This window comes from Polaribacter sp. P097 (genome assembly GCF_036864555.1).
Classification (GTDB): Bacteria; Bacteroidota; Bacteroidia; order Flavobacteriales; family Flavobacteriaceae; genus Polaribacter.
In genome coordinates, this window is sequence record NZ_JAZETJ010000001.1 from 846,791 (window position 1) to 872,678 (window position 25,888).

Annotated in this window: 25 protein-coding genes; 7 read left to right on the top strand and 18 right to left on the bottom strand. The window is 30.2% G+C overall.

Annotation, left to right across the window (positions count from 1 at the left end; genetic code table 11):
- Positions 1-55: 55 nt before the first annotated feature.
- Positions 56-847 (top strand): universal stress protein, encoded by a 792-nt coding sequence (locus V7R38_RS03930; RefSeq protein ID WP_015481630.1) that lies wholly within the window; start codon positions 56-58, stop codon positions 845-847.
- Between the two features lie 2 nt (positions 848-849).
- Here V7R38_RS03930 and V7R38_RS03935 read toward each other — a convergent pair whose 3' ends face one another.
- Positions 850-3,588, bottom strand: coding sequence for a PD-(D/E)XK nuclease family protein (locus V7R38_RS03935; protein ID WP_334056137.1), 2,739 nt, complete (start codon positions 3,586-3,588; stop codon positions 850-852).
- Between the two features lie 69 nt (positions 3,589-3,657).
- On the opposite strand from V7R38_RS03935, the gene V7R38_RS03940 reads away from it, so the two are divergent.
- Positions 3,658-4,440, top strand: coding sequence for an amidohydrolase (locus V7R38_RS03940; protein ID WP_334056138.1), 783 nt, complete (start codon positions 3,658-3,660; stop codon positions 4,438-4,440).
- Between the two features lie 97 nt (positions 4,441-4,537).
- On the opposite strand, the gene V7R38_RS03945 is transcribed toward V7R38_RS03940, so the two are convergent.
- The 16 genes from V7R38_RS03945 to V7R38_RS04020 all read right to left on the bottom strand — a co-directional run bounded on the left by V7R38_RS03945 (position 4,538) and on the right by V7R38_RS04020 (position 21,064).
- Positions 4,538-5,521: an acyl-ACP desaturase gene (locus V7R38_RS03945; protein WP_334056139.1), complete on the bottom strand. Its 984-nt coding sequence runs from the start codon at positions 5,519-5,521 to the stop codon at positions 4,538-4,540.
- A gap of 4 nt (positions 5,522-5,525) precedes the next feature.
- Positions 5,526-6,254, bottom strand: coding sequence for a lysophospholipid acyltransferase family protein (locus V7R38_RS03950; RefSeq protein WP_334056140.1), 729 nt, complete (start codon positions 6,252-6,254; stop codon positions 5,526-5,528).
- A 3-nt stretch (positions 6,255-6,257) separates the two neighbouring features.
- Positions 6,258-6,680, bottom strand: a complete 423-nt coding sequence (locus tag V7R38_RS03955) for a hypothetical protein (RefSeq protein WP_334056141.1) — start codon at positions 6,678-6,680, stop codon at positions 6,258-6,260.
- Positions 6,681-6,780: 100 nt separating this feature from the next.
- Complete coding sequence (locus tag V7R38_RS03960; RefSeq protein WP_334056142.1) at positions 6,781-9,384, bottom strand: TonB-dependent receptor; 2,604 nt, start codon at positions 9,382-9,384, stop codon at positions 6,781-6,783.
- 214 nt (positions 9,385-9,598) lie between these two features.
- Positions 9,599-11,167 carry a glucose-6-phosphate isomerase gene (gene pgi / locus V7R38_RS03965; RefSeq protein WP_334056143.1) on the bottom strand — a complete coding sequence of 523 codons (1,569 nt, stop codon included), beginning with the start codon at positions 11,165-11,167 and terminating at the stop codon, positions 9,599-9,601.
- Between the two features lie 3 nt (positions 11,168-11,170).
- The gene (locus V7R38_RS03970; RefSeq protein ID WP_334056144.1) at positions 11,171-12,439 is read right to left on the bottom strand and encodes a peptidoglycan DD-metalloendopeptidase family protein; all 1,269 of its coding nucleotides are present in this window, start codon (positions 12,437-12,439) and stop codon (positions 11,171-11,173) included.
- A 96-nt stretch (positions 12,440-12,535) separates the two neighbouring features.
- Positions 12,536-13,306 carry a DUF3108 domain-containing protein gene (locus V7R38_RS03975; RefSeq protein WP_334056145.1) on the bottom strand — a complete coding sequence of 257 codons (771 nt, stop codon included), beginning with the start codon at positions 13,304-13,306 and terminating at the stop codon, positions 12,536-12,538.
- 102 nt (positions 13,307-13,408) lie between these two features.
- Positions 13,409-14,326: a tryptophan 2,3-dioxygenase family protein gene (locus V7R38_RS03980; RefSeq protein ID WP_334056146.1), complete on the bottom strand. Its 918-nt coding sequence runs from the start codon at positions 14,324-14,326 to the stop codon at positions 13,409-13,411.
- A gap of 178 nt (positions 14,327-14,504) precedes the next feature.
- The gene (gene hppD, locus V7R38_RS03985) at positions 14,505-15,665 is read right to left on the bottom strand and encodes a 4-hydroxyphenylpyruvate dioxygenase (RefSeq protein WP_015481619.1); all 1,161 of its coding nucleotides are present in this window, start codon (positions 15,663-15,665) and stop codon (positions 14,505-14,507) included.
- 19 nt (positions 15,666-15,684) lie between these two features.
- Positions 15,685-16,842, bottom strand: coding sequence for a homogentisate 1,2-dioxygenase (locus tag V7R38_RS03990; protein ID WP_334056147.1), 1,158 nt, complete (start codon positions 16,840-16,842; stop codon positions 15,685-15,687).
- Between the two features lie 244 nt (positions 16,843-17,086).
- Positions 17,087-18,142: an NAD(P)/FAD-dependent oxidoreductase gene (locus V7R38_RS03995; RefSeq protein ID WP_334056148.1), complete on the bottom strand. Its 1,056-nt coding sequence runs from the start codon at positions 18,140-18,142 to the stop codon at positions 17,087-17,089.
- Between the two features lie 124 nt (positions 18,143-18,266).
- Positions 18,267-18,503: a NifU family protein gene (locus V7R38_RS04000; RefSeq protein ID WP_015481616.1), complete on the bottom strand. Its 237-nt coding sequence runs from the start codon at positions 18,501-18,503 to the stop codon at positions 18,267-18,269.
- Positions 18,504-18,507: 4 nt separating this feature from the next.
- Entirely contained in the window at positions 18,508-19,647 is a 1,140-nt protein-coding gene (locus V7R38_RS04005; RefSeq protein ID WP_015481615.1) for an Mrp/NBP35 family ATP-binding protein, read from the bottom strand.
- Positions 19,648-19,783: 136 nt separating this feature from the next.
- Positions 19,784-20,119 (bottom strand): MGMT family protein, encoded by a 336-nt coding sequence (locus V7R38_RS04010; protein ID WP_334056149.1) that lies wholly within the window; start codon positions 20,117-20,119, stop codon positions 19,784-19,786.
- A 42-nt stretch (positions 20,120-20,161) separates the two neighbouring features.
- Positions 20,162-20,833 carry a tRNA (guanosine(46)-N7)-methyltransferase TrmB gene (gene trmB, locus V7R38_RS04015; RefSeq protein WP_334056150.1) on the bottom strand — a complete coding sequence of 224 codons (672 nt, stop codon included), beginning with the start codon at positions 20,831-20,833 and terminating at the stop codon, positions 20,162-20,164.
- Between the two features lie 9 nt (positions 20,834-20,842).
- Complete coding sequence (locus tag V7R38_RS04020) at positions 20,843-21,064, bottom strand: DUF6341 family protein (RefSeq protein WP_015481612.1); 222 nt, start codon at positions 21,062-21,064, stop codon at positions 20,843-20,845.
- Between the two features lie 41 nt (positions 21,065-21,105).
- On the opposite strand from V7R38_RS04020, the gene V7R38_RS04025 reads away from it, so the two are divergent.
- Positions 21,106-22,035 (top strand): DUF6427 family protein, encoded by a 930-nt coding sequence (locus tag V7R38_RS04025; RefSeq protein WP_334056151.1) that lies wholly within the window; start codon positions 21,106-21,108, stop codon positions 22,033-22,035.
- Here the strand turns inward: V7R38_RS04025 and upp are convergent.
- Complete coding sequence (gene upp, locus V7R38_RS04030) at positions 22,030-22,683, bottom strand: uracil phosphoribosyltransferase (protein WP_334056152.1); 654 nt, start codon at positions 22,681-22,683, stop codon at positions 22,030-22,032. The genes V7R38_RS04025 and upp overlap by 6 nt on opposite strands.
- An 87-nt stretch (positions 22,684-22,770) precedes the next feature.
- On the opposite strand from upp, the gene V7R38_RS04035 reads away from it, so the two are divergent.
- From V7R38_RS04035 to nadD, 4 genes are read left to right on the top strand one after another with little or no spacing between them, the layout of a single operon-like run.
- The gene (locus tag V7R38_RS04035) at positions 22,771-23,667 is read left to right on the top strand and encodes a DMT family transporter (protein WP_334056153.1); all 897 of its coding nucleotides are present in this window, start codon (positions 22,771-22,773) and stop codon (positions 23,665-23,667) included.
- A 37-nt stretch (positions 23,668-23,704) separates the two neighbouring features.
- Positions 23,705-24,571, top strand: a complete 867-nt coding sequence (locus V7R38_RS04040; RefSeq protein WP_334056154.1) for a YicC/YloC family endoribonuclease — start codon at positions 23,705-23,707, stop codon at positions 24,569-24,571.
- A gap of 57 nt (positions 24,572-24,628) precedes the next feature.
- On the top strand, positions 24,629-25,216 hold the full coding sequence (gene gmk / locus V7R38_RS04045; RefSeq protein WP_334056155.1) for a guanylate kinase: 588 nt from the start codon (positions 24,629-24,631) through the stop codon (positions 25,214-25,216).
- Positions 25,217-25,261: 45 nt separating this feature from the next.
- Positions 25,262-25,846, top strand: a complete 585-nt coding sequence (gene nadD / locus V7R38_RS04050; RefSeq protein WP_334056156.1) for a nicotinate (nicotinamide) nucleotide adenylyltransferase — start codon at positions 25,262-25,264, stop codon at positions 25,844-25,846.
- Positions 25,847-25,888 lie beyond the last annotated feature (42 nt).

Genomic DNA, 25,888 nt, shown 5'->3' on the forward strand with positions numbered 1-25,888 from the left:
GAACTGCTTTTACTTTTTAAAAAATGAGTAACTTTGTTTTAAAATTAAATTGATTATGCAAAATATTCTAGTACCCATAGGTTTTACAGAGAATGCTTTAAACACTTTACAATATGCAATAGATTTCGCTTCAGAAATTAACGCAAAAGTTTTTGTTTTTAGGGCTTACAGCTCACAATCTAAAGCTGGTACTATGATTAATCTTGATAAAATCATAGAGCGTGAAACCAATCTATATTTAAGAACTATGGTTAATGCTTCAGATACTAAAGATGTAAAAATTCAATTAATTTCTGCTAAAGGATCTTTGATAGATAGCGTAGAAAGTATTAATGAAGAATTAGGTATAGACCTAATAATAGTTGGCGCCAAAAGTAATTCTATTAAAGAAGAATTATTCTTAGGTAAAACTGCTGGTAGCTTGGTAAAACAAACAGAATTACCATTATTAACAGTACCTGAAGGATACAAATACAAACCTGTAAAAAACATATTAACTGCTTTTAAATCAGGAAATATTAATAGTAAAACCGCACTAAAACCTTTACAGTTTATAGCTGATAAATTTTCGGCAAAAGTGAATTTACTATTGGTAAAAACACCTAACTATACAGAAGAAGATTTGGTTATAAATGACGAATTAGCAAAACTTCAAAGTACGTTAACTACAACAGAAAACGCTACTACTTTTCAAGGTGTTTTAGAACACATAAATACTCACAACCCAGATATGCTTTGCGTATTTAGACGTAAAAGAGGATTCTTTAAAAAGCTTTGGGAAAAAAGCACCATTTTAAAAGAAGAGTTTTTTACAAACGTGCCTTTACTCGTTCTTAAAGGTAAATAGGTTTAGTACTTTAAATCTGCAGGTTCTAAAAACTCTTGCTCCATATTATAAATTTCTAGCAGGTACTCTTTTAATTGGGCAATAAATTCCTCTAACCTTTCTTGGGTGATATTTGTTTCTGGATTTTTATAGCTTGATGAAAAATTGATACTTAAAAAACCTTCGTTTAAATTCTTAAACGAATAAATTCCGCCTTTTAAATTTTTAGTGAAATCGAAATTTTTGCTTTTTGTATATAGAAAAGCGTACAATAAAACCTGAATTGCTTTATACTGTTCTTTTTCTCTAAGGGCATTAAAATCTAAAACCTTTAATTCAGGCGATTTTACCATACCAGATTTGTAATCTATGATACGTAATTCTCCATTCAACTCATCAACTCTATCTACATTACCATGCAATTTTATAAGAAAATCTAAACCATCTACTGTAATTTGTGCAGATAAATTTTCTTCTGTTGCCACAATTTTAAGTTGATTATTTTTATCCTTTAATAGTAATCTTTCTTTTGTTAGAAAATTAGCCACAAATCGATTTGCAACCTCAAAAATTAACCGATTTTTACCTGTAGAAATATCACCATTTTTAAATTCAATTTTAAAATACTTTATTATCAAATCTTTGGCTATTTTTTGCATTTCCTCAACATTTTCTTCTTGCAAAAATTTACCTACAAAAGGTTTGTAAAGCTCGTCTAAAGTTTCGTGCACAATAGTACCTAATGTATTGTAAGCAACAGTTTCTTCAACATCATCAAACTCTTTAATTTTTAATATTTTCTGTTTGTAAAAAGCAATTGGATTGTATAGGTAATTAGTTAATGATGAAGGCGAAAAACCAGATTTTGCAATCTCTTTTAACCTTTCTAGGACATCATTATTTTTAGCTACTTGCTTTAATGCTGTGTGTTGTGCAACTACTTTTGGTGATACTATTTTATGAACAATATCTGTTCTTAGCATTTCTAATTGGGTTACAAACCTACTTTTTTCTCCACTTCCAAATACATCATGTTCTGTATTGTATAATATGTAGACGTTTTTTGCTCTTTGCATCAACCTAAAAAAATGATACGAAAATATGGCATCTTTTTCTCTATAAGTTGGCAAACCAAATTCAATTTTTACATCAAAAGGAATAAAAGAGTTTTGCTGACTGCTAGCAGGTAAAACACCTTCGTTTGCTGATGTTAAAATTACATTTTCAAAATCTAAAACACGTGTTTCTAACATCCCCATTAATTGTAAGCCTTTTAAAGGTTCTCCTTGAAAAGACAAACTATCTGAATCTATAAGTTGTTTAAAAAATTGCGATAAAGTTTTTAAATCTGTGAAGTATTCAAACTCAGTTTGTAATGTTTTAAGTTGTGTAAAAGCAGTATAAAAACGAAATAAATATTCTTTTTCTAAGGTATTTACCTCTACTTTTAAAACATCGATTAATGCTAATATTTGATTTATAAAATCGGCAACCGAAATAAATGGTTTAAATAAATTATGAATTACATTTTTAATAGAACCATCTTCATTTTTGAGCAATAGCTCAATATCACTCTCCGTTATAAAAGTTTGATTATTCTTGGCTATTTGCGTTGTAAAAACGTCAACAGAGCTCAGTAATTTATAAATAGATTGATGTTTTAAAAAGCGTATAACATCTTTATAGTAAAACTGATTTAAAGTTGTTTTTTGTAACTTTTCTTGAGAGGTGTACAATTGAAAAATTGCAAATAATAAACTCGTAGTTGGTACATCTTTTAAAGGATAACCCATTGTTATATTAATTGCATTGATAGCTTTTGGTAAGGAATTTAAGGTAATTGGTAACAAGGTTTCATCTGCCAATACTAATGCTGTATTCGCGAAACTTGGCATTTCTTCTAAAATTTCTCCTACATATTTTATTTGAGTAGTATTTTTAGCTGCGCCTATTACCTTAATGTTTTTTGTGTTTGAAAAGGAATTACCTATAGTTTTTAACTGATTTTTCTCAAAATATTTCCATTCACTTTTATATTTTCTTATAAACTTTCCTGCTTGATGGTTGCTGTTAAAAAAAGCCTCATCTATGTCCCAATAAATTTCTGAATTACCTAATTCTAATACTTTTTGAAAAAGTTTTTCTTCTGATTTATTTAGAGCATTAAAGCCAATGAAAAAGAATTTTTTATTCCTGTTTTGAGATAAAAAATGGTCTATTTTTTTTACAGCCTCTCTATACATTAAACCCTGATAGCCAATATTTTTATCAACTAAAAAAGCATAAAACGCATCATAATAAACATTCAGTTTTTCTAAGAAAGAATAATGGTCTTTAATTAAATCTGTTTCTTTAAAAGTACCTTTTACAGACCATTTTCTAAGGCGTTCAATATCTCTTAAATAGATAAAGATGTCTTTTGTATTTACTAAATGCTGATCTAATTCATTAAAATCTTGCAATACAGTTAGTGCCCAAGAAGAAAAAACATCAAAAGCATCTGCATTTTTCTCTACACTTTTATAAATACTATAAAAATGAAATAATAACTGAATATTATCTGCTTTTTGCACCCCAGAAACTTGCTGAATAAACTGCTCTATATTTAAAATTTCTGGTAAAAAACCAACAGAAATTTTATTTTTAAATTCTTGTTTTACAAATACTTTTGCTCTTTGTGATGGCAAAATAAAAACCACATCTTCAAACGTTTGTGTAGTTTGTAAAATATCGTCTAAAGTTTCTGAAATAAAAGATTGCATAGCCTTTTTTTGGTTTTCTAAATTACAAAAACTTACATTTATAGTTCTGTAAACCTTAATTTTATTTTAATGAAAAACGAATTACATGTAGCTGGAATACAAGCAGATTTAATTTGGGAAAATCCAGCTGAAAATTTAAAATGTTTTGAGGATAAAATTAAAAACTTATCTACTAATACAGATTTAGTAGTTTTACCTGAAATGTTTACTACAGGGTTTACAATGCAACCAAAAAATGTTGCTGAATCTATGAACGGTTTAAGCATTACTTGGATGAAGAAAATGGCAAATGAATATGATATTGCTATTACAGGAAGTTTGGTTATTGAAGATGGTAATCAGTTTTATAATAGGTTAGTTTTTATACAACCCTCAGGTAAAATTGATGTTTATGACAAAAGGCATTCATTTACTTTGGCAGGTGAACATAAGGTGTATTCATCAGGAACTGAAAGGATAATTATAGATTTTAAAGGATGGAAAATATGCCCACTAATTTGTTATGATTTAAGGTTTCCTGTTTGGGCAAGAAATACTGAAAATTATGACATCCTAATTTATATGGCTAATTGGCCTGATACAAGAATTAAAGCTTGGAGAACGCTTTTAAAAGCACGTGCAATAGAAAACATGAGTTATACAATTGGCGTAAATAGAACTGGGCTAGATGCTAATAACTATCAATATTCTGGAAGTTCTTTAATTGTAGATTGTTTAGGTGAAACACTTTCTAATTTAGCTGAAAATGAAGTTGGAATTATTTCTGCTATTTTAAAGAAAGATCATCAAAATAAGGTTAGAAATAAACTTGGTTTTTTAAAGGATAAAGACTCATTTACTATCAATAAATAAATGGAATGGCAAAAAAATCCCATTAGAAACTAATGGGATTTTTTTTGGCTATACTATCTCAAGTATACTTCTGTATCATTTCTAAGAATAAGAAAGTCTAACTTGGTTGTAACATCCATTTAAACTTAAATTCAGTATCTGGTACTTTTATACGCTCTGTAATTCTGTACATTCTATTAGGCAAATTCATTAAGAAATCTCTTGCCTTTTCTGCTTCAGGTGTAAGGTTTGTAATCTTATCTATTTCCCAAGCTGTGTTTAATTTCTTTAAGATATCTACATAATCAAAACCTGTATATACCCCTATTCTTTGAGCTACTGTAGAAAAGTCGTCGAAAAGACTTCCTTTTTCTCCAAAAGATTCTCTTAAATGCATGGCTGGCATTACAATTTTATGTTTCATCATATGTTGAAAAGCTAACATCATTTCTGAAGGATCTATCTTAAATATCTCTTTGACGAAGTGTGAATATGCTTGATGATGACGCATCTCATCTCCAGCAATAATTTTAGACATTTTTGCCAATGCTTTATGCCCTTTCTTACGTGCAATTTTAGCTACGTTATTATGAGAAATGTACGTTGCCAATTCTTGAAAAGTTGTATACACAAAATTCTTGTAGGGATCTGTGGAAGTACCAATATCAAAACCATCTGCAATTAAATGCTGGGTAGAAATTTCTACTTCACGCATATTAACTCTACCAGATAAATAAAGATATTTGTTTAAAACATCTCCATGTCTGTTTTCTTCGGCTGTCCATGTTCTTACCCATTTTGCCCAGCTATTATCTGGATCTTGAGTTACCCCATCTAAATCTAACAACCAAGATTCGTAAGTTGGTAATGCTTCTTCAGTGATGGTATCACCAACTAAAACAACCCAAAAGTCATCATGTAATTCTTTAGATATTTCTCTAATTTCTTCTACTTCACTAATAAATGAATCTTCTTGAGAATTAGGTAAAAAATCTGTTGGCTGCCAAATTTTTTCAGCAGGTATTAAATAAGTATCCATGAAGCTCTGCATCTTTTTTTCTAAAGTTTGCATAACTTCAATTCTTATGTTTTTTATCGACATTTTTTTAATTTATATGTTCTTTAATTACTGATTCTGTTTGTGCCAATAGTTCATCAAAAGGCATAGAATCTATTTTAATAGGTTTGTGTGTAGTAATGGTAATTGGGCTTCCAATACCTAAAGGGAATTTACCGTATTTAAACACTTTCCAAGAATTGTTAATGGTTAAAGGTACAACATAACCGTCTTTGTTGTATTTCGTAATTACCTTTAAACCGTTTGAAGCAAATTTTTTAGGTTCGCCAGTTTTACTTCTTGTTCCTTCAGGAAAAATAATGGCTCCCCATTTATTTTTATTAATTCGTTTTGAAAAGTCTACCAATGCAGAAATTGCTTGCTTAGGATCTTTTCTATTGATTAAAGCTGCACCTCCATGTCTTAAGTTGTAAGAAACACTTGGTATACCTTTTCCTAATTCATATTTGGCTACAAATTTTGGTTTAAACTCTCTAAAATACCAACCTATAGGAGGAATATCGAAAGTACTTTGATGATTTGCTACAAATATTAACGAAGTGTTTTTAGGGAGTTCGTGTTCGTTTTTTAAGAACATAGGTACTCCTAAAATCAGCAAAGATTTAACCAGAAAAAAGTTAAGTGCTGCAACAACAGCTTCGTGTGCTTTTCTGCCAAAAACGTTAAAGGCAATCCATTGTAATGGATGAAATATTACCAATAGCAATATAAATGTAACTGCAAATATTGGTGATAGTATATAACTAATTATCTTCATTCACTAGATCCAGTTGCTCCAAGGTATTCTTGAAAGTATCACTAATAAACCTAAACCATAAAAGATTGCAAAGGTTTTAAATTTACCTTCACTTGTTGTTTTTTTCTTGTGCTTAGACCATCCTATTGTAATTAAGATTATTGCAATAATCATCATACTTGGGTGTTCTACTGCTAATAATCTAACCTCTTTAGTTTTCATAACTGTGCTGGCATCATTAGTTAATGCCTCAAACCAAGGAGACATAAAATACCAAGCCAAACCAATTAATAATTGAATATGAGTTACAATTAAAGTAAATAAACCTATTCTTAAATCTTTGTCTGTAAATTGTTTTTTCTGCGTTAAACCAATGATTGCATTTACTACTGCAAAAATTAAAATAGCTAAAACTAAATAGGCCCAATAAGAGTGTACTTCTTTCATAATAGATAGTGATGTTTAATAGTGTAAAGTTACAATTTTAAGTATAAAAAAACCACCTCAAATGAGGTGGTTTTCTATATAATAAATAAACTCTTAAATATTAGAAGTTATATCTAACACTTGCATTCCAAGTTCTACCTAAACCAAAGTAACCTCTGTTAGAAACATCGATTCCTTTATACAGTGTTGAGTTAGAAGTTGCTTGATTTGCTGAAGATAATTCAGAAATATATCTAGCATCGAATACGTTGTTTACGTTAGCTCTAAAGTCTAATGACTTATCATTCTTTAAGTTGAAAGTGTAAGATACCCCTGCATCTGTAATGTTATAAGAAGGTAACTGTAATTGACCTTGAGTTGGACTTACGTTAGCAAATAAGTTATCGTAAAATCTGTAATCTGCATCAATACTTAAGTTATCTAAGATTGAATAATCAAATCCTAAACCTGCAGTAAACTGAGCAGCATCTCCAACATTAATACCATCTACATCAACAGTAGAAGCAGCACCAATTTGGTTTCTGTCTTCGTCAAAAACTAAAGTAGTTAATTCACCTTTATATTTCCAGTCTCCAATAGAAGTAAATCCTTTTAATCTGAAGTTATCTGTAATGTTAGCAATGAAATCTACCTCAACACCCATATGGTATTGGTTTTGACCTGTAGTTTGAGTAATTGTAACTACACCTGTAGTTGGATCTACATCTGAAAAACCATCTACTCTATCTCTCCAAGAAGTACTGTATAAGTTTACGTTTGCACTAAACTTTTCGCTTCTGTAGTTATATCCCATTTCTAAACCGAAGATTTTTTCGTTTTGAGATGATGGGTTAACTGCATTTGTAAATTGGTTAAAGATATTATCATGGTAAGGCTGACGTGAATAGTAACCAGTATTGAAATAGTAGTTACTGTTATCGCTTAATTTAAAACCTAAACCTGCTTTAATGTTATAACCAAAGTTGTTGATTTTTTCTGACTCTTCAAATTCTTCTTGATAATCATATCTGTCAAATCTTTGGTGAGATTGATTAGATACAGATCCTTGGAAAAATGCAGATACAGTTTCATCAGCATACTCTAATTGAGTAAATAAACCTCCGTAAGAAATTCTTTCGCTGTTATCGTAATCAATTCTTTGATCTTCAGACATTGTACTAAAAGTTGCTTCCCATGGGTTAGCGTTCATGCTTTCTGTTGCAGTAACAGATACACTTGGCCCAACTCTATTGTCTGTATCATCTCTTAAGCTTCTGTCTTCTGTCCAAGAAGTTAAACCGTGAAAGTTTTCAACTTGTCTAAAGTGAGTACCATAGTATGTTCTTAAGTCTGTACCAACATTCCAAGTTACATTTTCAGAAATTTTAGTTTCTAAGTTAGATACAACACCATACCAGCTATGTAAGTTCATAGAAGCTCTTGTAATGTAAGCGTCGTTTCCAAAGTTACCATCACCACCTGTAGCAGCATTGTTCGCATAAATTGCATCATAGTCAATTAAACCATCTGCAGTTCTAACTCTTCTACCTCTGTTTCCAGTTCCTCCACCTCTACCAAAAGAAGCATATAATACTGTAGATAAACTAGTATCATCAGAGATTGTATAATCCCAGTTTAAGTTTAATACTGGTTTATGATAGAAGTTTCTTCTTTCAGTTAAGTATTGTCCTTGGTAAAAACCAAAGTTGTTGTTGTATTTAAAACCATTATCTAAGTATGTAGAAATACTTTTTGTAAAGTTTTGATCATGCCATTGTGGAGCTCCTGTAATTAAGAAGTTAAAGTTATGGTTGTCATTAGGCTTGTAACCAAAAGAAATAAAGTAAGTTTGACCTTGACCTTTTGTTCCGTTGTTGTAACCTTCACCTTGCCAATGAGATAACATAACACTTGTTCCCCATCCATTATCATTCATTCCTGTATTGTAAGATACAGTAGTTTTTAAGTAACTATCGTTTGCAGTACCTGCATAGAAATAACCACCTTCTTGTTTGTCTGTAGTTTTTGTTACAAAGTTCATTGTACCACCAACTGAAGAAATAGCTAATTTAGAAGCACCTAAACCTCTCTGAATTTGAATTGCACTAGCAATGTCATTAACTCCAGACCAGTTAGACCAATACATTCTACCATCTTCCATTCCGTTAATTGGCTGACCATTTAATAAGAATGCAGTGTTTGTTTGATCAAAACCACGAACAGAAATTCTAGAATCTCCAAAACCACCTGCTTGACCAGCAACGTAGATAGAAGGCGTATTTACTAATGTCATAGTAACATCTTGTGTACCTACTTTTTTCTGAATTTCAGCTGCTTTAATTGTAGAAACAGCAACAGGAGTTTTTCTACCACCTGCTAAATCAATTACACCTTTACCAACGATAACTACTTCTTCTAAAGAGTTTTCATCCATAAATAATTTAATTGTTCCTAAGTTCGTTTTTGAACTGCTGAAACTAACTTCTTTAGACTTGTAACCAATGTAAGAAATTACTAAAACACCTGAGTTGCTTTTAGTAGTTAACGTAAAGTTACCATCAAAATCTGTTTGAGTACCATTAGTAGTACCTTTTTCAAGAATACTAGCACTTGGCATTGGTTGATTTGTGTCATCCACAATCACACCAGTAATTTTGGTTTGTCCTAAAACTGTAGCCGATATAAAGAATAACGCTACAAATAATAAGTTTTTAAAATTTTTCATTGTTGAATTTAGTTTATTAAATGTTTTGCAAAACTCTCTAATTTTTACAAGTGTATTGTTAATTGAATGTTAAGGTTTAACATATAATTATGATTCAACAAATTAAAAAAAATAACCTAAACTACTAATAACTAGTGATTTAGGTTGTTTTTAAATAAAAATATATTTTAAGTAGTTGTTAATTAACTAAAATTAGCTTCGAAATAAGTGCAAATTACTGCTTATTCAGTAATTTTTTTGCCAATTCTTTTCCTAACTCAACTCCAAATTGATCATAGCTATAGATATTCCATAAAATTCCTTGTGTAAATATCTTATGTTCATATAAAGCTACTAATTTACCTAATGATTTAGGTGTAAGTTTATCAAACAAAATTGAGTTACTTGGTCTGTTACCTTCAAAAACTTTAAATGGTAGTAAAGTATTAATTTGCTCTGTATTACCCGAAAATTGTAATTCTAAATGAACTTCTTCTTTTGTTTTACCAAAAGCTAAAGCATCCATTTGTCCATAATAATTAGCCATTAATTTTTTATGATGATCTGTTAAACCATACAAAGACTCTTTGTAGCCAATAAAATCTGCAGGAATTAACTTTGTACCTTGATGTACCAATTGCATAAATGCATGTTGCATATTAGTACCTGTACTACCCCATACAATTGTTCCTGTTTGATAATTTATAATATCTCCATTTCTATCTACACCTTTACCATTACTTTCCATAATAGCTTGTTGTAAATAATCTGGAAGCTTCTTTAAATATTGTGAGTATGGTAAAACAGCTTCTGTTTCTGCCATATAAAAGTTGTTATACCAAATACTTAAAAGGGCTAAAACTACAGGAATATTACTTTCAAAATCTTGATTTCTAAAATGGATATCCATTTCTTCTGCACCATCTAACAATGCTCTGTAATTATCAAAACCAACAGATAAACTAATTGATAAACCTACAGCAGACCATAAAGAAAAACGACCACCAACCCAATTCCACATAGGAAAAACATTCTTTTTATCGATTCCAAAATTATCCACGGCTTCCAAATTTGTAGAAACTGCAACAAAGTGTTTTGGAATATCAAAAATTGTAGCAGATTTTAAGAACCAATTTTTAATGGTTTCTGCATTAGTAATGGTTTCTTGCGTTGTAAATGTTTTTGATACAATTACAAATAAAGTAGTTTCTGGGTTTAAACGTTTTATAATTTCAGAAACATGATCACCATCTACATTAGAAACAAAATGTGTATTTAAATGATTCTTATAATATTGTAAAGATTCTACAATCATATCTGGCCCAAGGTCAGAACCACCAATACCAATATTTACAATATCTGCAATAGGTTTACCTGTATAACCTTTCCATTTTCCAGAAATCACTTTATTACTAAAACTTCTAATTTTACGTAAAGCGGTTTGTATTTGTGGCTTAATGTTTTTACCATCAACTAAAACAGGATCTTCTGAGTTACTTCTTAAAGCAGTATGCAAAACAGCTCTGCCTTCTGTTACATTAATTACCTCTCCATTAAACTGACTTTCTATAGCTTGTTTTAAACCAACTTCTTCAGCCAAATCTACCAATAACTTTATGGTTTCTGATGTTATTCTATTTTTAGAAAAATCTACTGATAAATCATTTAAAGTAAGAGAAAAATCTTCTTTTCTGTTTTCATCTTTATACAAATCTTGAATTTTAATGTCTTTAATTTCATTAAAATGATTTGTTAATTGCTGCCAAGCATTTGTTTTGGTTGGGTTGTTGTTTGGTAAAGCCATTGTTTAGTTTTGTGCAATAATTTCTTTAACTTCTTGTGGTTCAGGAACCTCTATTCTTTCGTAATCTAGCTGATACTTTAAAGGTTTGATATACTCGAAAAATGCAGGTTTTACATTATTTTTCATTGGTTCTGCTGCAGGTAACTTCTCTTTTAAAGGATCTACTTGTTTTCCATATTTCCAAAAACGATAACACACATGAGGTCCTCCAGTATTTCCTGTCATGCCAACATATCCAATCACATCACCTTGTTTCACAAATTGACCTTTATTCACTTTTCTTCTACTCATATGTAAATATTGGGTAGAATAGGTACTGTTGTGTTTAATTTTTACATATTTACCATTACCACCTCTTCTTGTAGATTCTACAACAGTTCCGCTTGCTGTAGCAATAATTGGTGTACCTATTTTAGCAGCAAAATCTGTACCTCTATGAGGTCTTATTTTATTGCCATAATAAGCTATTCTTCTTCTTAAGTTATATCTAGATGATATTCTATACTGAAATTTTATTGGTGCTTTCAAAAATTGACTTCTAAGCATATTTGCTTCATCATCATAATATTCATGAATGTTTAAAGTAGAATCTGCTAAAAAACGAAATGCATATAAATCTTTTCCTTTGTGCCTAAATACTGCAGATTTTACATTTCCATAGCCTGCAAATGTAGAATCGTCTATAAATTTTTCTTCATAAACAATTTTAAAAGAATCCCCTTTTTGAAGTCTTAAGAAATCTAAGGTCCAAGCATAAATATCTGCAACTTTATAGGTAAGGTTTGGTCTTAAACCTAAACTGTCCATAGAGATTGTAAAATTGCTATTTACAACGCCACTTGCCACTTTTTCTACCAAACGAATTGGCTTTTTATATACTTTGGCCGTTATTACAGAGTCTTTAAAATCCACAATTGTGGCATTTATTTTATCGTGCTTATAAATAAAAACTTGTGCTTTTTCTGTAGAATCTTTACTTGCTAAGATGGTGTAGGGCTTACCTGCTCTTACTTTTCTAACATCGAAAGTTTCTTTTACAGTTGCTGCAATTTGATTTATTTTAGGATAAAAAACATGATGCCTGTCTAAGATGATTCCAAAACTTTCACCACTTTTTATAGTATCTTGAATAACCTTATAATCGTCTATTTTGTAACCAAATCTTATTTCTGGCTCTGGTTCAACAATTTTCTGGCTTTCAGGTGCTTTATCTTCTTCTTTACAAGATGTAAATGCAAGAATAAAAACGAAGAGAATTACTATATTTTTCAAGAAGCGAGTAGTTTAATATCAACCTCAAAAATACAAATAAAAATGATTTATTCTTAATCTAAAAATAGAACTTCTAAAAAAGAATTAACTGTAGTTTTACAACTTTTTAAACGGATTTGCCAATCCTTTGTATTCTTCTAATTCTGCTCTTAAAGACCCTACTGTTAAAGAGGCTTTCATTTTAATTGGTATTTTATTGGCATCATCAGTAATCCAAATAGTAACACTTTCTTGCTCTTTAAACACTCTACCTGATTGCACTAAAGGTCTAAAAATAAGCGTATTTACTTTTCCGAATTTTGTTTTTATGACTTCTTCTCCTAAAAATTTAAGTTTGAAGGGATACACTTGCGAATCTAAAAACATATCTAACTTAATTTCTTCACCTTTTGTAAGGTTACTAACATCTTGATTTCTTAAAAAGTAAAATGATGATAACACATCTTGTACATTACTAAAAGCAACAGTGGTATCTTTTTGAGCTATAAAATCTTGAATATAGGCTTGATTAGAATGGTAATTAAAAGAGGTTATTCTATGTTTTTTATAGCCACCTTCGTTAATTTTTCTTTTAAATAGATAAGGTTTAGTTTCTACCTGATCAAAGTAAGATTCATACAAATCTTCTACTTGAAAGAACCATTTTATCATTCCAGAAGTCCAGCCTTTACCTTTAGTATGGTACACTTTTTTACCATTAATTTCAGATTCGTCTACTTCTAAAATTGCAGAACCTGCTCTTAAAAACCCACTATAACTCATCTTATAACGCAACCATTCACCAGATTGGAATGCAGGTTTTTTTTCTTGCGCTAAAAAAAGCGTAGTTGTAAATATGGCTATTAATAAAAGGGTCTTTTTCTTCATAACTCTCAAACTTATAAAAAAGTAATGACAATTACTGTTCCAAAACAAAAAAACTCATTTAAAACAAAAGTTAAAATGAGTTTATATTATTGTAATCTTGGTTTAAAACGTTCCCCAATTTTTAAGTTCTTCTTCAGACCATAAATAAGGATAAAAGATTCTTCGCTGGTATTTTGGATGCATGTATTTACGCCAATTACTACCACCAGTTGCTTTAAGTTCAGAATCATCTCCTCCAATATATTTTGCAGCTGCATTGTAATGAGCCATTACCCATTTTACATTAACAGTATAGTCATAATGACGCATTGCTTTTATCAAATCTTTATTTTGCTGAACCTGTTTTGGCAACTGCTTGAACTTTAAAGACAAGTTAATGTCATTGTAATCTTCCATAAAATCAATAAAATCTCCTTTATACTTTTTCTCAAAAAGATTTAATAAGGTTGATTTTTGACCAGTAGTATAATTTTTTCCTGCAGCTTGCCAATACAGATGATTGTAGGCATTTTTAAATGATGAATTTTGATCTATGGTATCTCTATATCTAGCATCGATTAAATTAATCAATTCTGTTGATGCAAACTCTACTTTTCTATATTGTGCAGATTGAAAACCACTTGCAGGTGTTAATGTATTTCTAAATTTTAAATATTGCTCTCTTTCCATTCCTTCTGTCATTACCACAAAAGAGCTACAAAGCATATCAAAATACCTACTAATTCTATCTAAATGCATCGAAAACTTGTCTGCAGAAACCTCGTTGGTTTTGGCAACTTGCTCAATTTCCCACAAAATCATTTTAAACAAAAGCTCATTTATTTGATGGTACATGATAAATACCATTTCATCTGGCTGATTGGTTCTTGGTGTTTGCAAGCCTAACAAAGCGTCTGTTTGAATATAATCCCAATAAGTAATTGGAGTACTGTGCAATAAACCCTCTAGCATAGCATCTACAGGCACACCTAATTTATCGTACTTTTCTTCTATGGCTTTTAAAATTTCTTCTCTATTCATTTTTTTAGAATCAAGATATAAGAACAAAGAAACAAGACTTTTTTTTGAAAATCTAATTTATTTGCGGAAATACAAATGTTAGGTTTATAAATTGAGTGAAATTTTTAAAAACAAAAAAACCAAGAACCAAAAGTACTTACTCTTGATTCTTGGTTTTATTTTCTCTCTTTTTACTTTTTTAAAGAGTTCCTCTTTTTTGTTGTTCTCTTTCTATTGATTCAAAAAGCGCTTTAAAGTTACCAGCGCCAAAACCTTTGGCTCCCATTCTTTGAATAATTTCAAAGAATAATGTTGGCCTATCTTCTACAGGTTTGGTAAAAATTTGAAGTAGATACCCTTCTTCATCTGCATCTATCATAATTCCTAAAGATTTCAACTTTTCTATATCTTCTGCTAATTCATGACTAAAAGCAGATAATCTAACAGGCACTTGATGATAATAATCTTCAGGTGGAATTGATAAAAATTCCACTCCATTCGCACGCAGTTGAGATACGGTTTTTATAATATCGTCAGTAGCAACTGCAATATGTTGCACGCCTGCACCTTCATAAAAGTCTAAATATTCTTCTATTTGCGAGCGTTTTTTACCTTCTGCAGGTTCGTTTATTGGGAATTTAATTCGTCCATTCCCATTAGACATTACTTTACTCATTAAGGCAGAATATTCTGTGTGAATTTGCTTATCATCAAAAGATAAAAAGTTAACAAAGCCCATTACGTCTTCGTAGAATTTTACCCAAACATCCATTTGGTTCCAGCCTACATTACCAACCATATGATCTATATATTTTAAGCCTGCAGTTGGCGGATTATAATCTGATTCCCATTTTTGAAAACCTGGTAAGAATACACCATTATAATTTTTACGTTCTACAAACATGTGCACAGTTTCTCCATAGGTATAAATTCCTGCTCTTACAACTTCACCAAATTCATCTGATTCTACAGTTGGTTCCATATAAGATTTAGCACCTCTAGAAGTTGTTTCTTCATAAGCTTTTCTAGCATCTTCTACCCAAAGTGCAACAACTTTAACTCCATCACCATGTTTTACAATATGATCGTTTATTGGTGATTTACTATTTAATGGTGTTGTTAAAATTAGTTTTATTTTATCTTGAGTAAGCACATAACTAACAGAGTCTGTTGCACCAGTTTCTAAACCTCTATACGCATAAGATTGAAAACCAAATGCTGTTTTATAGAAGTGTGCAGCTTGTTTTGCATTACCTACATAAAACTCTACATAATCTGTACCTAACAATGGAAGGAAGTCTTGAGCTCCTTCAAATATTTTTTCTAAACCGTAGTTTACTGATTCTATCTTTTTTGACATTTTTATATTTTTTGATTGATTATTCTAACCAAGATTTATAATAATCTTCGTCAGCAATTTTCATAGCTTCTTCTGTTACTTGTAATGGTTTAAAAGTATCTACCATAACTGCTAATTCTTCAGTTTCTGTATGACCAATACTTCTTTCTGTGGCACCTGGATGTGGACCATGAGGAATTCCTGCTGGATGCAATGAAATATGACCTTGATCGATATCATTTCTACTCATAAAATCTCCATCTACATAATATAAAACCTCATCTGAATCTATATTACTATGATTGTAAGGTGCAGGAATTGAATTTGGATGATAATCATACAAACGTGGCACAAAACTACAAATTACAAAAGCATTTGTTTCAAAAGTTTGATGAACTGGAGGTGGTTGATGTATTCTACCTGTTATTGGTTCAAAATCGTGAATAGAAAAAGCATAAGGGAAGTTATAACCATCATAACCTACTACATCAAAAGGATGAGAAGCGTAAGTCATTTCTATAATTTCGCCTTGTTTTTTCACTTTAATTAAAAAATCTCCTAATTCATTGTAGGTTTCCAGCTCATAAGGCCTTCTTAAATCACGCTCGCAAAATGGTGAATGCTCTAACAATTGCCCAAACCAATTTCTATAACGTTTTGGAGTATAAACAGGACTATATGATTCAACTATAAAAAGACGATTATTTTCGTCATCAAAATCTAACTTGTAAATAATTCCTCTAGGAATTACTAAATAATCTCCATACTTAAAATCAATATTTCCAAGATGTGTTCTTAATTTACCAGAACCTTTGTGAATAAAAATAACCTCATCAGCATCTGTATTTTTATAAAAATAGTCATCTGTCGATTTTTTTGGTGCTGATAATATAATGTTACAATCAGAGTTTGTAAGCACCACTTTTCTACTATCTAAATAATCATTTTCTGGTTTTACTTGGAAACCTCTAAATCTGTAAGATTGAATGTTATTAGCTTTTGCAATTTTAGGTTTAACAGAGTACTGTTTCCCTATTTTTTTAACCATTGTTGGTCTGTGCTCATGATAACTGTTGGTAGACATACCGTCAAAACCAATAGTACCAAATAATTGTTCGTAATATAAACTACCGTCTTTTTTACGAAATTGTGTGTGTCTTTTAGGTGGAATTTCTCCTAATTTATGATAAAAAGGCATTTTCTAATGTATTTATATGTTAATAAATAATACAACAAAGTAGCGTTAAACACTAACTGCTATATCTTTAGTTTGCAAAACTGATACATTAAACGCTCATTCTGGATTGCGCTTTATTAAGAATTTTAGATAAGAAAGTAAATCTGAAAACATCTTAATCGATTTCGTAGTTTTAACAAAGGTATGAAAACTAAAGAAGTTTATTAAATATAATACAAATTGAGGCTGTTAAGTAAGTATTAAATTACTCAATTTTTTTAATTACGGCCTTTGGCGCTTCTTTTCTTGTACCATCAAAACCATCTACACCTCCTACTGTTGTGTATTTCATAACATATTTTTTATCTGGAAAAATACGCTTGTATGCACTTTGACACATTAAAGTTGCCTCATGAAAACCACATAAAATTAACTTTAATTTACCTGGATAAGTATTTACATCTCCAATTGCATAAATACCAGGAATGTTGGTTTGATAGTCTAATGCGTTATTTACTTTAATAGCATTTTTTTCTATCTCCAAGCCCCAACTGCCTATTGGCCCTAATTTAGGTGATAACCCAAATAATGGAATGAAATGATCTGTTTCAATGATAAAATTCTCTTTATCTTTTTGTTTCACCTCAACAGCTGTTACTTTTTCTTTCCCAGAAATACCAATAACTTCTGCAGGTGTAATCAAACGAATTTTACCTGCATCTTTTAATTCTTGCACTTTATCTACAGAATCTAAAGCACCTCTAAACTCGTTTCTTCTATGGATTAAAGTTACAGATGCTGCAACATCTGTTAAAAATATAGACCAATCTAAAGCAGAATCTCCACCACCAGAAATAACTACATTTTTGTTACGATACACTTCTGGGTCTCTAATAATATACTCTACACCTTTGTCTTCAAAATCTGCAATGTTTGGTATAGGAGGTTTTCTAGGCTCAAAAGAACCCAAACCACCAGCAATTGCAACTACTGGTGCATGGTGTTTTGTGCCTTTATTTGTAGTAATTATAAAGGAACCATCCTCCTGCTTATCTATAGTTTCTGCTCTTTCTCCTAATGTAAAACCTGGCTCAAATTGTTTAGATTGTTCTAACAATTTATCTGTTAAATCGCCTGCTAAAATTTCTGGATAGGCAGGAATATCATAAATAGGTTTTTTAGGATAAATTTCTGAACACTGACCACCTGCTTGTGGTAAAGCATCTATTAAATGACAACGTAGTTTTAATAAACCTGCTTCGAAAACTGTAAATAAACCTGTTGGTCCTGCACCTATTATTAATATATCTGTTTTTATCATTTTGATAAAAATATTTTGAGTTTGCTGAGCGCGTTAAGGATTGTAGTGACATCCTTTTTTGTTTTTCACAAAAAAGATATAACGTAAAGCCTGACCTTTAGGTAACGCTCAAATAAAAATTTAATTAAGCAACGTTTATTACTTGCTCTATTTGTGGAGCATACTTTTTAATCGTAGCTTCTACACCATTTTTTAAGGTCATTTGGTTTACAGAACAACCTGTACATGCACCTTGCAATTGTACTTTTACAATGGCATCTTCTATTGAAAGCAACTTAATGTTTCCTCCATCACTCATTAAAAAAGGACGAATTTCATCTAACGCTTTTTCTACGTTATTATGTATTTCTTGTGCTGTCATAATCTTATTTTTTAACTGAACTACAGCCACTCATTGTAGTAATTCTTACAACTTCTGTAGGTGGTAAATTTTTATTTCTTTCTAATAATTGTGCAACCATTTCTTTGGTAATATCGCTAAATGCAGTTTCTAAAACTGTACCTTCTTGCAATGCTACAGGGTGCCCAACATCTCCAGATTCTCTTATACTTTGTACTAAAGGAACTTCTCCTAAGAACTTAGTATTAATATCTTCTGCCAGGTTTTTAGCACCATCTTTACCAAAGATATAGTATTTATTATCTGGTAATTCTTCTGGTGTAAAGTAGGCCATATTTTCTATAATACCTAAAACTGGTACTTTAATGCTATCTTGTTGAAACATTGCAACTCCTTTTTTAGCATCTGCTAAAGCAATATTTTGTGGCGTTGAAACTACAACTGCCCCATTAATTGGCAAGGCTTGTACTATTGATAAATGCACGTCTCCTGTTCCTGGAGGTAAATCAATCAATAAAAAATCTAATTCACCCCAAGCTGCATCAAAAATTAATTGATTTAATGCCTTAGATGCCATTGGCCCTCTCCAAATTACAGCTTGGTCTGGATTTGTAAAAAAGCCTAAAGACAATAATTTTACTCCGTAATTTTCTACAGGTTTCATTTTAGAACGCCCATCTACGTTTACAGAAAGTGGTCTTTCTTTTTCTACATCGAACATTATATGTTGTGATGGCCCATATACATCTGCATCTAAAACACCAACACTAAAACCCATTTTTGCTAAAGAAATAGCAGTATTTGCAGTTATGGTAGATTTACCTACACCACCTTTACCAGAAGCTACTGCAATAATATTTTTAATATTTGGTATTTCTTTACCTCTAATTAAATTAGGGTCTTTCTTTTCTACTGGTTTTTCTACCTTTAAATTGATTTTTACCTCAATTTTTTCTGAAACATTGGTTTTAATTGCTTTGGTTATTTCAGATTCAATTTTCTTTTTTGCTTGTAATGTTGGGTTGCTTATAGTAACATCAACATTAACCTCATCACCAAAAATAACCACATTTGTAACATTGTTGTTTTCTATTAGGCTTTTGCCTTCTCCAGGTGCTGTAATAGTTTCTAATGCTGAATAAATATCTTGCTTTTTAAAACTCATAATTTATATTTAGTTCTTAGAATAGATTAAAATTCTAAAGACTTATTTTTATTTAATCTTGATTACAAAGATACGTCTTAACAACAAGATAATAAAGTGAATAAATTGTGAAAATTTATGCTTTTATAAGAGGAGTTTATTTTAATTCTTCTGATGGATTCCAGAATATAGTTTCTAAGTTTTGAATTTGATTATCTACTACAACAATACCTTCGTTTTCTAACAATTGTTGCATAAGATTTGTACCATTAAAATGGTGTTTGCCTGTAAGCAAACCTTTTTTATTTACAACTCTATGTGCAGGTACTTCTTGCTCTTGATTGTGAGAGTTATTCATAGCCCAACCTACCATTCTTGCAGATCTTGCAGCTCCTAAATAAATTGCAATTGCGCCATAACTTGTAACTCTTCCTGAAGGAATTTTACGTGCAACATCATATACTTTTTCGAAAAAATTATCAGATTTCTTCATGTTGTGAAGATATGAAATAACTAAAAAGAATAAAGAATTTGATTAGTACTTTAAACGAAATTGAATGTAGGTAATCCATTTACCTACTTCTAAGTATTGATTTTCGTAAAAAGTTTGGGTTTCTGTTACCTCTTTTGGTGCACCTTCATTGTTATATACATTATGATTTGCATATAAAATTTCATGACCTTCACCTTGCAATAAGCCTAAAGTATAGCCATGCATAAACTCAGAATCGGTTTTAAGATTAATGATACCATCGTCTTTTAAAACCTTATTATACTTCTTTAAGAAAGAAGCATTTGTCATTCTATGTTTTGTTCTTTGGTACTTGATTTGTGGATCTGGAAAAGTAATCCAGATTTCTGAAACTTCATTTTCTGCAAAGATAAAATCTACCAACTCAATTTGAGTTCTTACAAAAGCTACGTTTTCTAAATTTTCTTCGAGGGCCGTTTTTGCTCCTCTCCAAAAACGAGCTCCTTTAATATCTATACCAATATAATTTTTATTCGGATTCTTACGAGCTAAAGCAATTGTATACTCACCTTTACCACAACCTAATTCTACAATAATAGGATTATTGTTACCAAAAAAAGAATGCCATTTACCTTTGTGAGAAAAGTTGTTTATAGCCTCTTCTCTAGTTGGCTGAATGACATTTTTAAACGTTTCATTTTCCTGAAAACGTTTCAGTTTATTTTTACTTCCCAAATTGCTAAATTATGCTCTATCTTCTGTTCCTTCGTCTAAAAATCTTTTAGACTGCTTCATCCAATAAGCGAATAAAACTAAAAGCACTACTAAAAATGCCCAGTTAACAGCATTTGATATCCACCATCCTAAATCTGCAGTTGCAACCTCTAATCTTAACCATCTAAAAGGGATGAATAAAATATCTGTGAATAAACTACCAATCCATTTAAAAATATTGCTTGCTATCATAACTTATTTATCTTTACACTGCAAAAATAACAAAAGAATCAATGCTAGCCAATTTTTTAAACAAATCTAAACCAATCAATTTTATTGGTTTAACTGTTTTTTTCTTTTTGGGTTACTTATCGTATTTGTTTCGTTTATTTTCTTCTAAAGAATTTAGCTTTAACACCTTATTAGAAAGCATCTTACTTTTGGCGCTCTTCATAGTTATCTTCTTTATTTTTAACTTTATTATGGTTAAAAATAGATTAACATTTGACAATTCTTATGCTTTTTTCTTTTTTATACTTTTAACATTCTGCATGCTACCTGTAATTGCAAACTATAAGGTGTTGATACTATTTGTTATTTACCTTTTGTTTGTAAGAAAAATATACAGTTTAAGATCTGTAAACAAGGTGTTAGAAAAGCTTTTTGATGCAGGTCTGTGGTTAGGAATTTTGTTTATTTTAGACTCAAGAACTTTAATATTTGTTCCTCTAATTTATGCTGCTATTTATATTCATCATAAAATAACCATACATACAACTCTTGTGCCTGTGGTTGGTTTTGCAACTCCATTGTTTATCTATTTTACATACAATTTTTGGTATGATAAAACAGAGGAGTTTACCAATTTATTTGAACCTAATTTTAGTTTAAATTTTGATTTCTACACAAATTCAAAGTACTTATTACTTATTACTATTTTATTGGTACTTAGTTTTGTTTCCTTAATTTTTAAATCTCTAAAAACGTTAACTATAAACAATACCTTTAGAAGAAATTGGGTATTATTGATTATACACACCTTAATTGCTATAATTTATTTGTTTTTTGTTGCTGATAAAAATGGATCTGAAACCATTTATATTTTGTTTACAATTGCTATAATTCTTGCAAACGGAATTGAAATGATTACCAAAAAGTTATTTAAAAATATTGCTTTGTACTTCATGATTTTTTGTGCAATTGGGTTTTATATCATGTTATAATTTATTTCCAAAAGCTAAATCGCCTGCATCTCCAAGCCCAGGAATAATATATCCTTTATTATTTAGTTCAGAATCTATGGCTGCTATCCATAAATGAGTGTTTTCTGGAAAATTATCAGCAATGAAATCAACTCCTTCTTTAGAACCAATTACAGCAATTATATGAATTTCTTTGGGTGTACTTTTTTTCTTGATTGCTTCATAAACTGCTACCAAAGATTTACCTGTAGCCAACATTGGATCTGCCAATAACAATGTCTTATTCTCAATTTCTGGTGATGCAAAATATTCTACAACAATATCAAATTTTTCTTTATTTTTAGTATGACTTCTATAAGCCGAAATAAATGCGTTTTCTGCTTTATCAAAATAATTAAGTAAACCTTGATGCAAAGGTAAGCCTGCTCTTAAGATAGAGCATAAAACCAAATCGTTATAAGAAAGTTGCATTTTCTTTTTTCCTAAGGGTGTTTCTACATAAACACTAGAATAAGACAATTCTTTGCTTAATTCGTAACTTAAAATCTCTCCAATTCTTTCAATATTTCTTCTAAATCTTAAGGAATCTTTTTGAATGTTTTTATCTCTAATTTCGGCAATAAATGAGTTAAGAACAGAATTGTTTTCTCCTATGTAATGTACTTTCATAATGCTATTTATTATACGTTCTAAAGTAACTAATTTGTTTGAATTAAATTAAAAATAATCATCAACTTTGCAATTCTAATTTTAACAATGAAAACAAGAACTTTAGCCTTAATTGCGGTTTCTATTGCTACTATTATATATGGTGTTAATTACACTATTGCAAAAGATGTTATGCCTACTTACGTTAAACCTTATGCTTTTATTTTGCTGAGAGTTTCTGGTGCTACTCTTATTTTTTGGTTTTTAAGTTTATTTATAAAATCACAAAAAATAGAAAAACAAGATTATAAAAAAATTGCATTGGCATCGTTTTTTGGTATTGCATTAAACATGCTATCTTTTTTTAAAGGGCTAAGTTTAACAACTCCAATAAGCGCCTCTGTAATGATGGTAACATCGCCAATAATGGTTTTGTTATTCTCATTTTTACTTTTAAAAAGTAAAATTATTCCAAGACAAATTTTAGGAATTGGTATTGGTTTAATTGGTGCCATACTTTTAATAGTTTATGGCAATACTTCTAACGAAAACGCCAGTAATGTTGCTCTTGGTAATTTTTTAGTTTTTGTAAATGCAACCTCTTATGGTTTATACTTGGTTTTGGTTAAAAATTTAATATCTAAATACAACCCTTTAATTTTTATAAAATGGTTATACTTATTTGGGTTAATTTTTATTATACCATTTGGGTTATCTGAAATGGGCGATATTAATTGGATAGCTATGCCAACCACAATCTACTTAAAAATAGGCTTTGTTATTCTTTTTACAACTTGTATTACTTATTTATTCAATTTGTATGGCCTATCTAAATTAAAACCAACCACTGTAAGTGTCTTTATTTATTTGCAGCCAGTTATAGCATCTACTTATGCATTATTAGTAGGCAGTGATTCTTTAAACATCATTAAAATTTCGGCTACTTTAATTATCTTTTTAGGTGTTTACTTAGTTACCAAGCAAACCAAGAAATCAATAAAATAAAAACTTATCTTTGCTCCTCATTTAAAAAATTGATTGTATGATTCAATCTATGACAGGTTTTGGAAAATCTGTATTGCAATTGCCAACAAAAAAAGTAACTATCGAAATTAAATCTTTAAATAGTAAAAACTTAGATTTAAACGTTAGAATACCTTCTTATTACAAAGAAAAAGAACTAGCTGTTCGTAAAAAATTAGCAAGTGCTTTAGTCAGAGGTAAAGTAGACTTTTCAATTTTTGTTGAGATGACTGCAGATGAAACTTCTACAACTGTTAATAAAGGTGTGGTTAAAGACTATATTAATCAACTAAAAAATGTTGTTGAAACTGGCAGAGCTTCTGATGTGGAGCTTTTAAAAATGGCAATTTCTATGCCTGATGCTCTTAAAACAGAACGTGAAGAGTTAGATGAAAATGAGTGGGCAATCATCAATCAAAATATAGATGAAGCCATAGAAAAAATAACTCAATATAGAATTGATGAAGCTGCTTCTTTAGAAATAGATTTTAAAGAAAGAGTTGCCAATATTAGAATGTATTTAGAAGAAGTAAAAGCTTTAGATGCAGATAGAATAGAAAACGTAAAAACGCGTTTACAAAAAGCCATTAATGATTTACAGGTAGATGCAGATGAAAATCGTTTTGAGCAAGAACTAATTTACTATCTAGAAAAATTAGATATTAATGAAGAAAAGGTGCGTTTAGAAAATCATTTAAACTACTTTTTAGAAACTTTAGCTACTGCAGATTCTAATGGAAAAAAACTTGGTTTTATTGTTCAAGAAATGGGTAGAGAAATAAACACTACTGGTTCTAAAGCAAATTTTGCACCAATGCAAAAGGCAGTAATTCAAATGAAAAACGAATTAGAACAAATAAAAGAACAAATATTAAACGTACTTTAAATTGATATTTTTTCAGTAAAGGTTACTGTACATTTATAAAAGTAAAAACCACATACTATGTCTGATTTTAAGGGTAAACTATTTGTTTTTTCAGCACCTTCAGGTTCTGGTAAAACTACCATAGTTCGTCATTTATTAGCCCAAGAAAAATTTAATTTAGAATTCTCAATTTCGGCTACATCTAGAGCTCCTAGAGGATTCGAAAAAAACGGTGCAGATTATTATTTTATTTCTTTAGATAAGTTTAAAGAACATATTAAGGCTGATGATTTTTTAGAGTGGGAAGAAGTGTATAGAGATAATTTCTACGGAACTTTAAAAACAGAAGTAGAACGAATTTGGGCTCAGAAAAAACACGTTATTTTTGATATTGATGTTGCTGGTGGTTTGCGCATTAAAAAGAAATATCCTGAAAGAACTTTATCGGTTTTTGTAAAACCACCAAGTGTTGATGAACTTAAAATTCGCTTGAAAAAGCGTAAAACCGAAAGCGAAGAAAAAATTAATATGAGAATTGCAAAGGCTTCAGTAGAATTGGCTACTGCACCTCAATTTGACAGAATTATAAAAAATTACGACCTAGAAGTGGCTTTAAAAGAAGCTGAAGATTTAGTAGGTGATTTTTTAAATTTAGACAAAAAGTAAAACGTACTGCAAGTTTAGTTCTATTTTAGAAGTTATAATAAAATTATGAGTAAAGTTGGTTTATACTTTGGCACTTTTAACCCTATTCATGTAGGTCATTTAATCATTGCAAACCATATGGTTGAAAACTCTGAGTTAGATGAAATCTGGATGGTAGTTACACCTCATAATCCTTTTAAGAAAAAGAGTTCACTCTTAGAAAATCATCATAGATTTGAGTTGGTCTATAGAGCAACTGAAGATTATGAAAAAATTAAACCTTCAGATATCGAATTTAAATTACCTCAGCCAAATTATACTGTACATACTCTAGCACACATTGCAGATACTTACCCAAATAAAGAATTTTGTTTGATAATGGGCGAAGATAATTTGAAGAGTTTTCATAAATGGAAGAATTATGAGACTATTTTAGAGCACAATCACATTTATGTCTATCCAAGAATTTCTGATGGAACTGTAGAACATCAATTTAAAAATCATCCTAAAATCCATAAGGTTGATGCTCCAATTATTGAGCTTTCTTCTACCATGATTAGAAACGGAATTAAAAATAAAAAAAACATTAAGCCACTATTAACCAACGAAGTTTGGCAATATATAGATGAAATGAATTTTTATAAAAAATAGTTTCGTTATTTTTACGTTAATCTAAAGGTAAAAGCACAAAAA

Coding starts and splice junctions, on each gene's coding strand:
- V7R38_RS03930 (WP_015481630.1), top strand. CDS start 56: ATGCAAAATATTCTAGTACCCATAGGTTTTACAGAGAATGCTTTAAAC.
- V7R38_RS03935 (WP_334056137.1), bottom strand. CDS start 3,588: ATGCAATCTTTTATTTCAGAAACTTTAGACGATATTTTACAAACTACA.
- V7R38_RS03940 (WP_334056138.1), top strand. CDS start 3,658: ATGAAAAACGAATTACATGTAGCTGGAATACAAGCAGATTTAATTTGG.
- V7R38_RS03945 (WP_334056139.1), bottom strand. CDS start 5,521: ATGTCGATAAAAAACATAAGAATTGAAGTTATGCAAACTTTAGAAAAA.
- V7R38_RS03950 (WP_334056140.1), bottom strand. CDS start 6,254: ATGAAGATAATTAGTTATATACTATCACCAATATTTGCAGTTACATTT.
- V7R38_RS03955 (WP_334056141.1), bottom strand. CDS start 6,680: ATGAAAGAAGTACACTCTTATTGGGCCTATTTAGTTTTAGCTATTTTA.
- V7R38_RS03960 (WP_334056142.1), bottom strand. CDS start 9,384: ATGAAAAATTTTAAAAACTTATTATTTGTAGCGTTATTCTTTATATCG.
- pgi (WP_334056143.1), bottom strand. CDS start 11,167: ATGGCTTTACCAAACAACAACCCAACCAAAACAAATGCTTGGCAGCAA.
- V7R38_RS03975 (WP_334056145.1), bottom strand. CDS start 13,306: ATGAAGAAAAAGACCCTTTTATTAATAGCCATATTTACAACTACGCTT.
- V7R38_RS03980 (WP_334056146.1), bottom strand. CDS start 14,326: ATGAATAGAGAAGAAATTTTAAAAGCCATAGAAGAAAAGTACGATAAA.
- hppD (WP_015481619.1), bottom strand. CDS start 15,665: ATGTCAAAAAAGATAGAATCAGTAAACTACGGTTTAGAAAAAATATTT.
- V7R38_RS03990 (WP_334056147.1), bottom strand. CDS start 16,842: ATGCCTTTTTATCATAAATTAGGAGAAATTCCACCTAAAAGACACACA.
- V7R38_RS03995 (WP_334056148.1), bottom strand. CDS start 18,142: ATGATAAAAACAGATATATTAATAATAGGTGCAGGACCAACAGGTTTA.
- V7R38_RS04000 (WP_015481616.1), bottom strand. CDS start 18,503: ATGACAGCACAAGAAATACATAATAACGTAGAAAAAGCGTTAGATGAA.
- V7R38_RS04005 (WP_015481615.1), bottom strand. CDS start 19,647: ATGAGTTTTAAAAAGCAAGATATTTATTCAGCATTAGAAACTATTACA.
- V7R38_RS04010 (WP_334056149.1), bottom strand. CDS start 20,119: ATGAAGAAATCTGATAATTTTTTCGAAAAAGTATATGATGTTGCACGT.
- V7R38_RS04020 (WP_015481612.1), bottom strand. CDS start 21,064: ATGATAGCAAGCAATATTTTTAAATGGATTGGTAGTTTATTCACAGAT.
- V7R38_RS04025 (WP_334056151.1), top strand. CDS start 21,106: ATGCTAGCCAATTTTTTAAACAAATCTAAACCAATCAATTTTATTGGT.
- upp (WP_334056152.1), bottom strand. CDS start 22,683: ATGAAAGTACATTACATAGGAGAAAACAATTCTGTTCTTAACTCATTT.
- V7R38_RS04035 (WP_334056153.1), top strand. CDS start 22,771: ATGAAAACAAGAACTTTAGCCTTAATTGCGGTTTCTATTGCTACTATT.
- V7R38_RS04040 (WP_334056154.1), top strand. CDS start 23,705: ATGATTCAATCTATGACAGGTTTTGGAAAATCTGTATTGCAATTGCCA.
- gmk (WP_334056155.1), top strand. CDS start 24,629: ATGTCTGATTTTAAGGGTAAACTATTTGTTTTTTCAGCACCTTCAGGT.
- nadD (WP_334056156.1), top strand. CDS start 25,262: ATGAGTAAAGTTGGTTTATACTTTGGCACTTTTAACCCTATTCATGTA.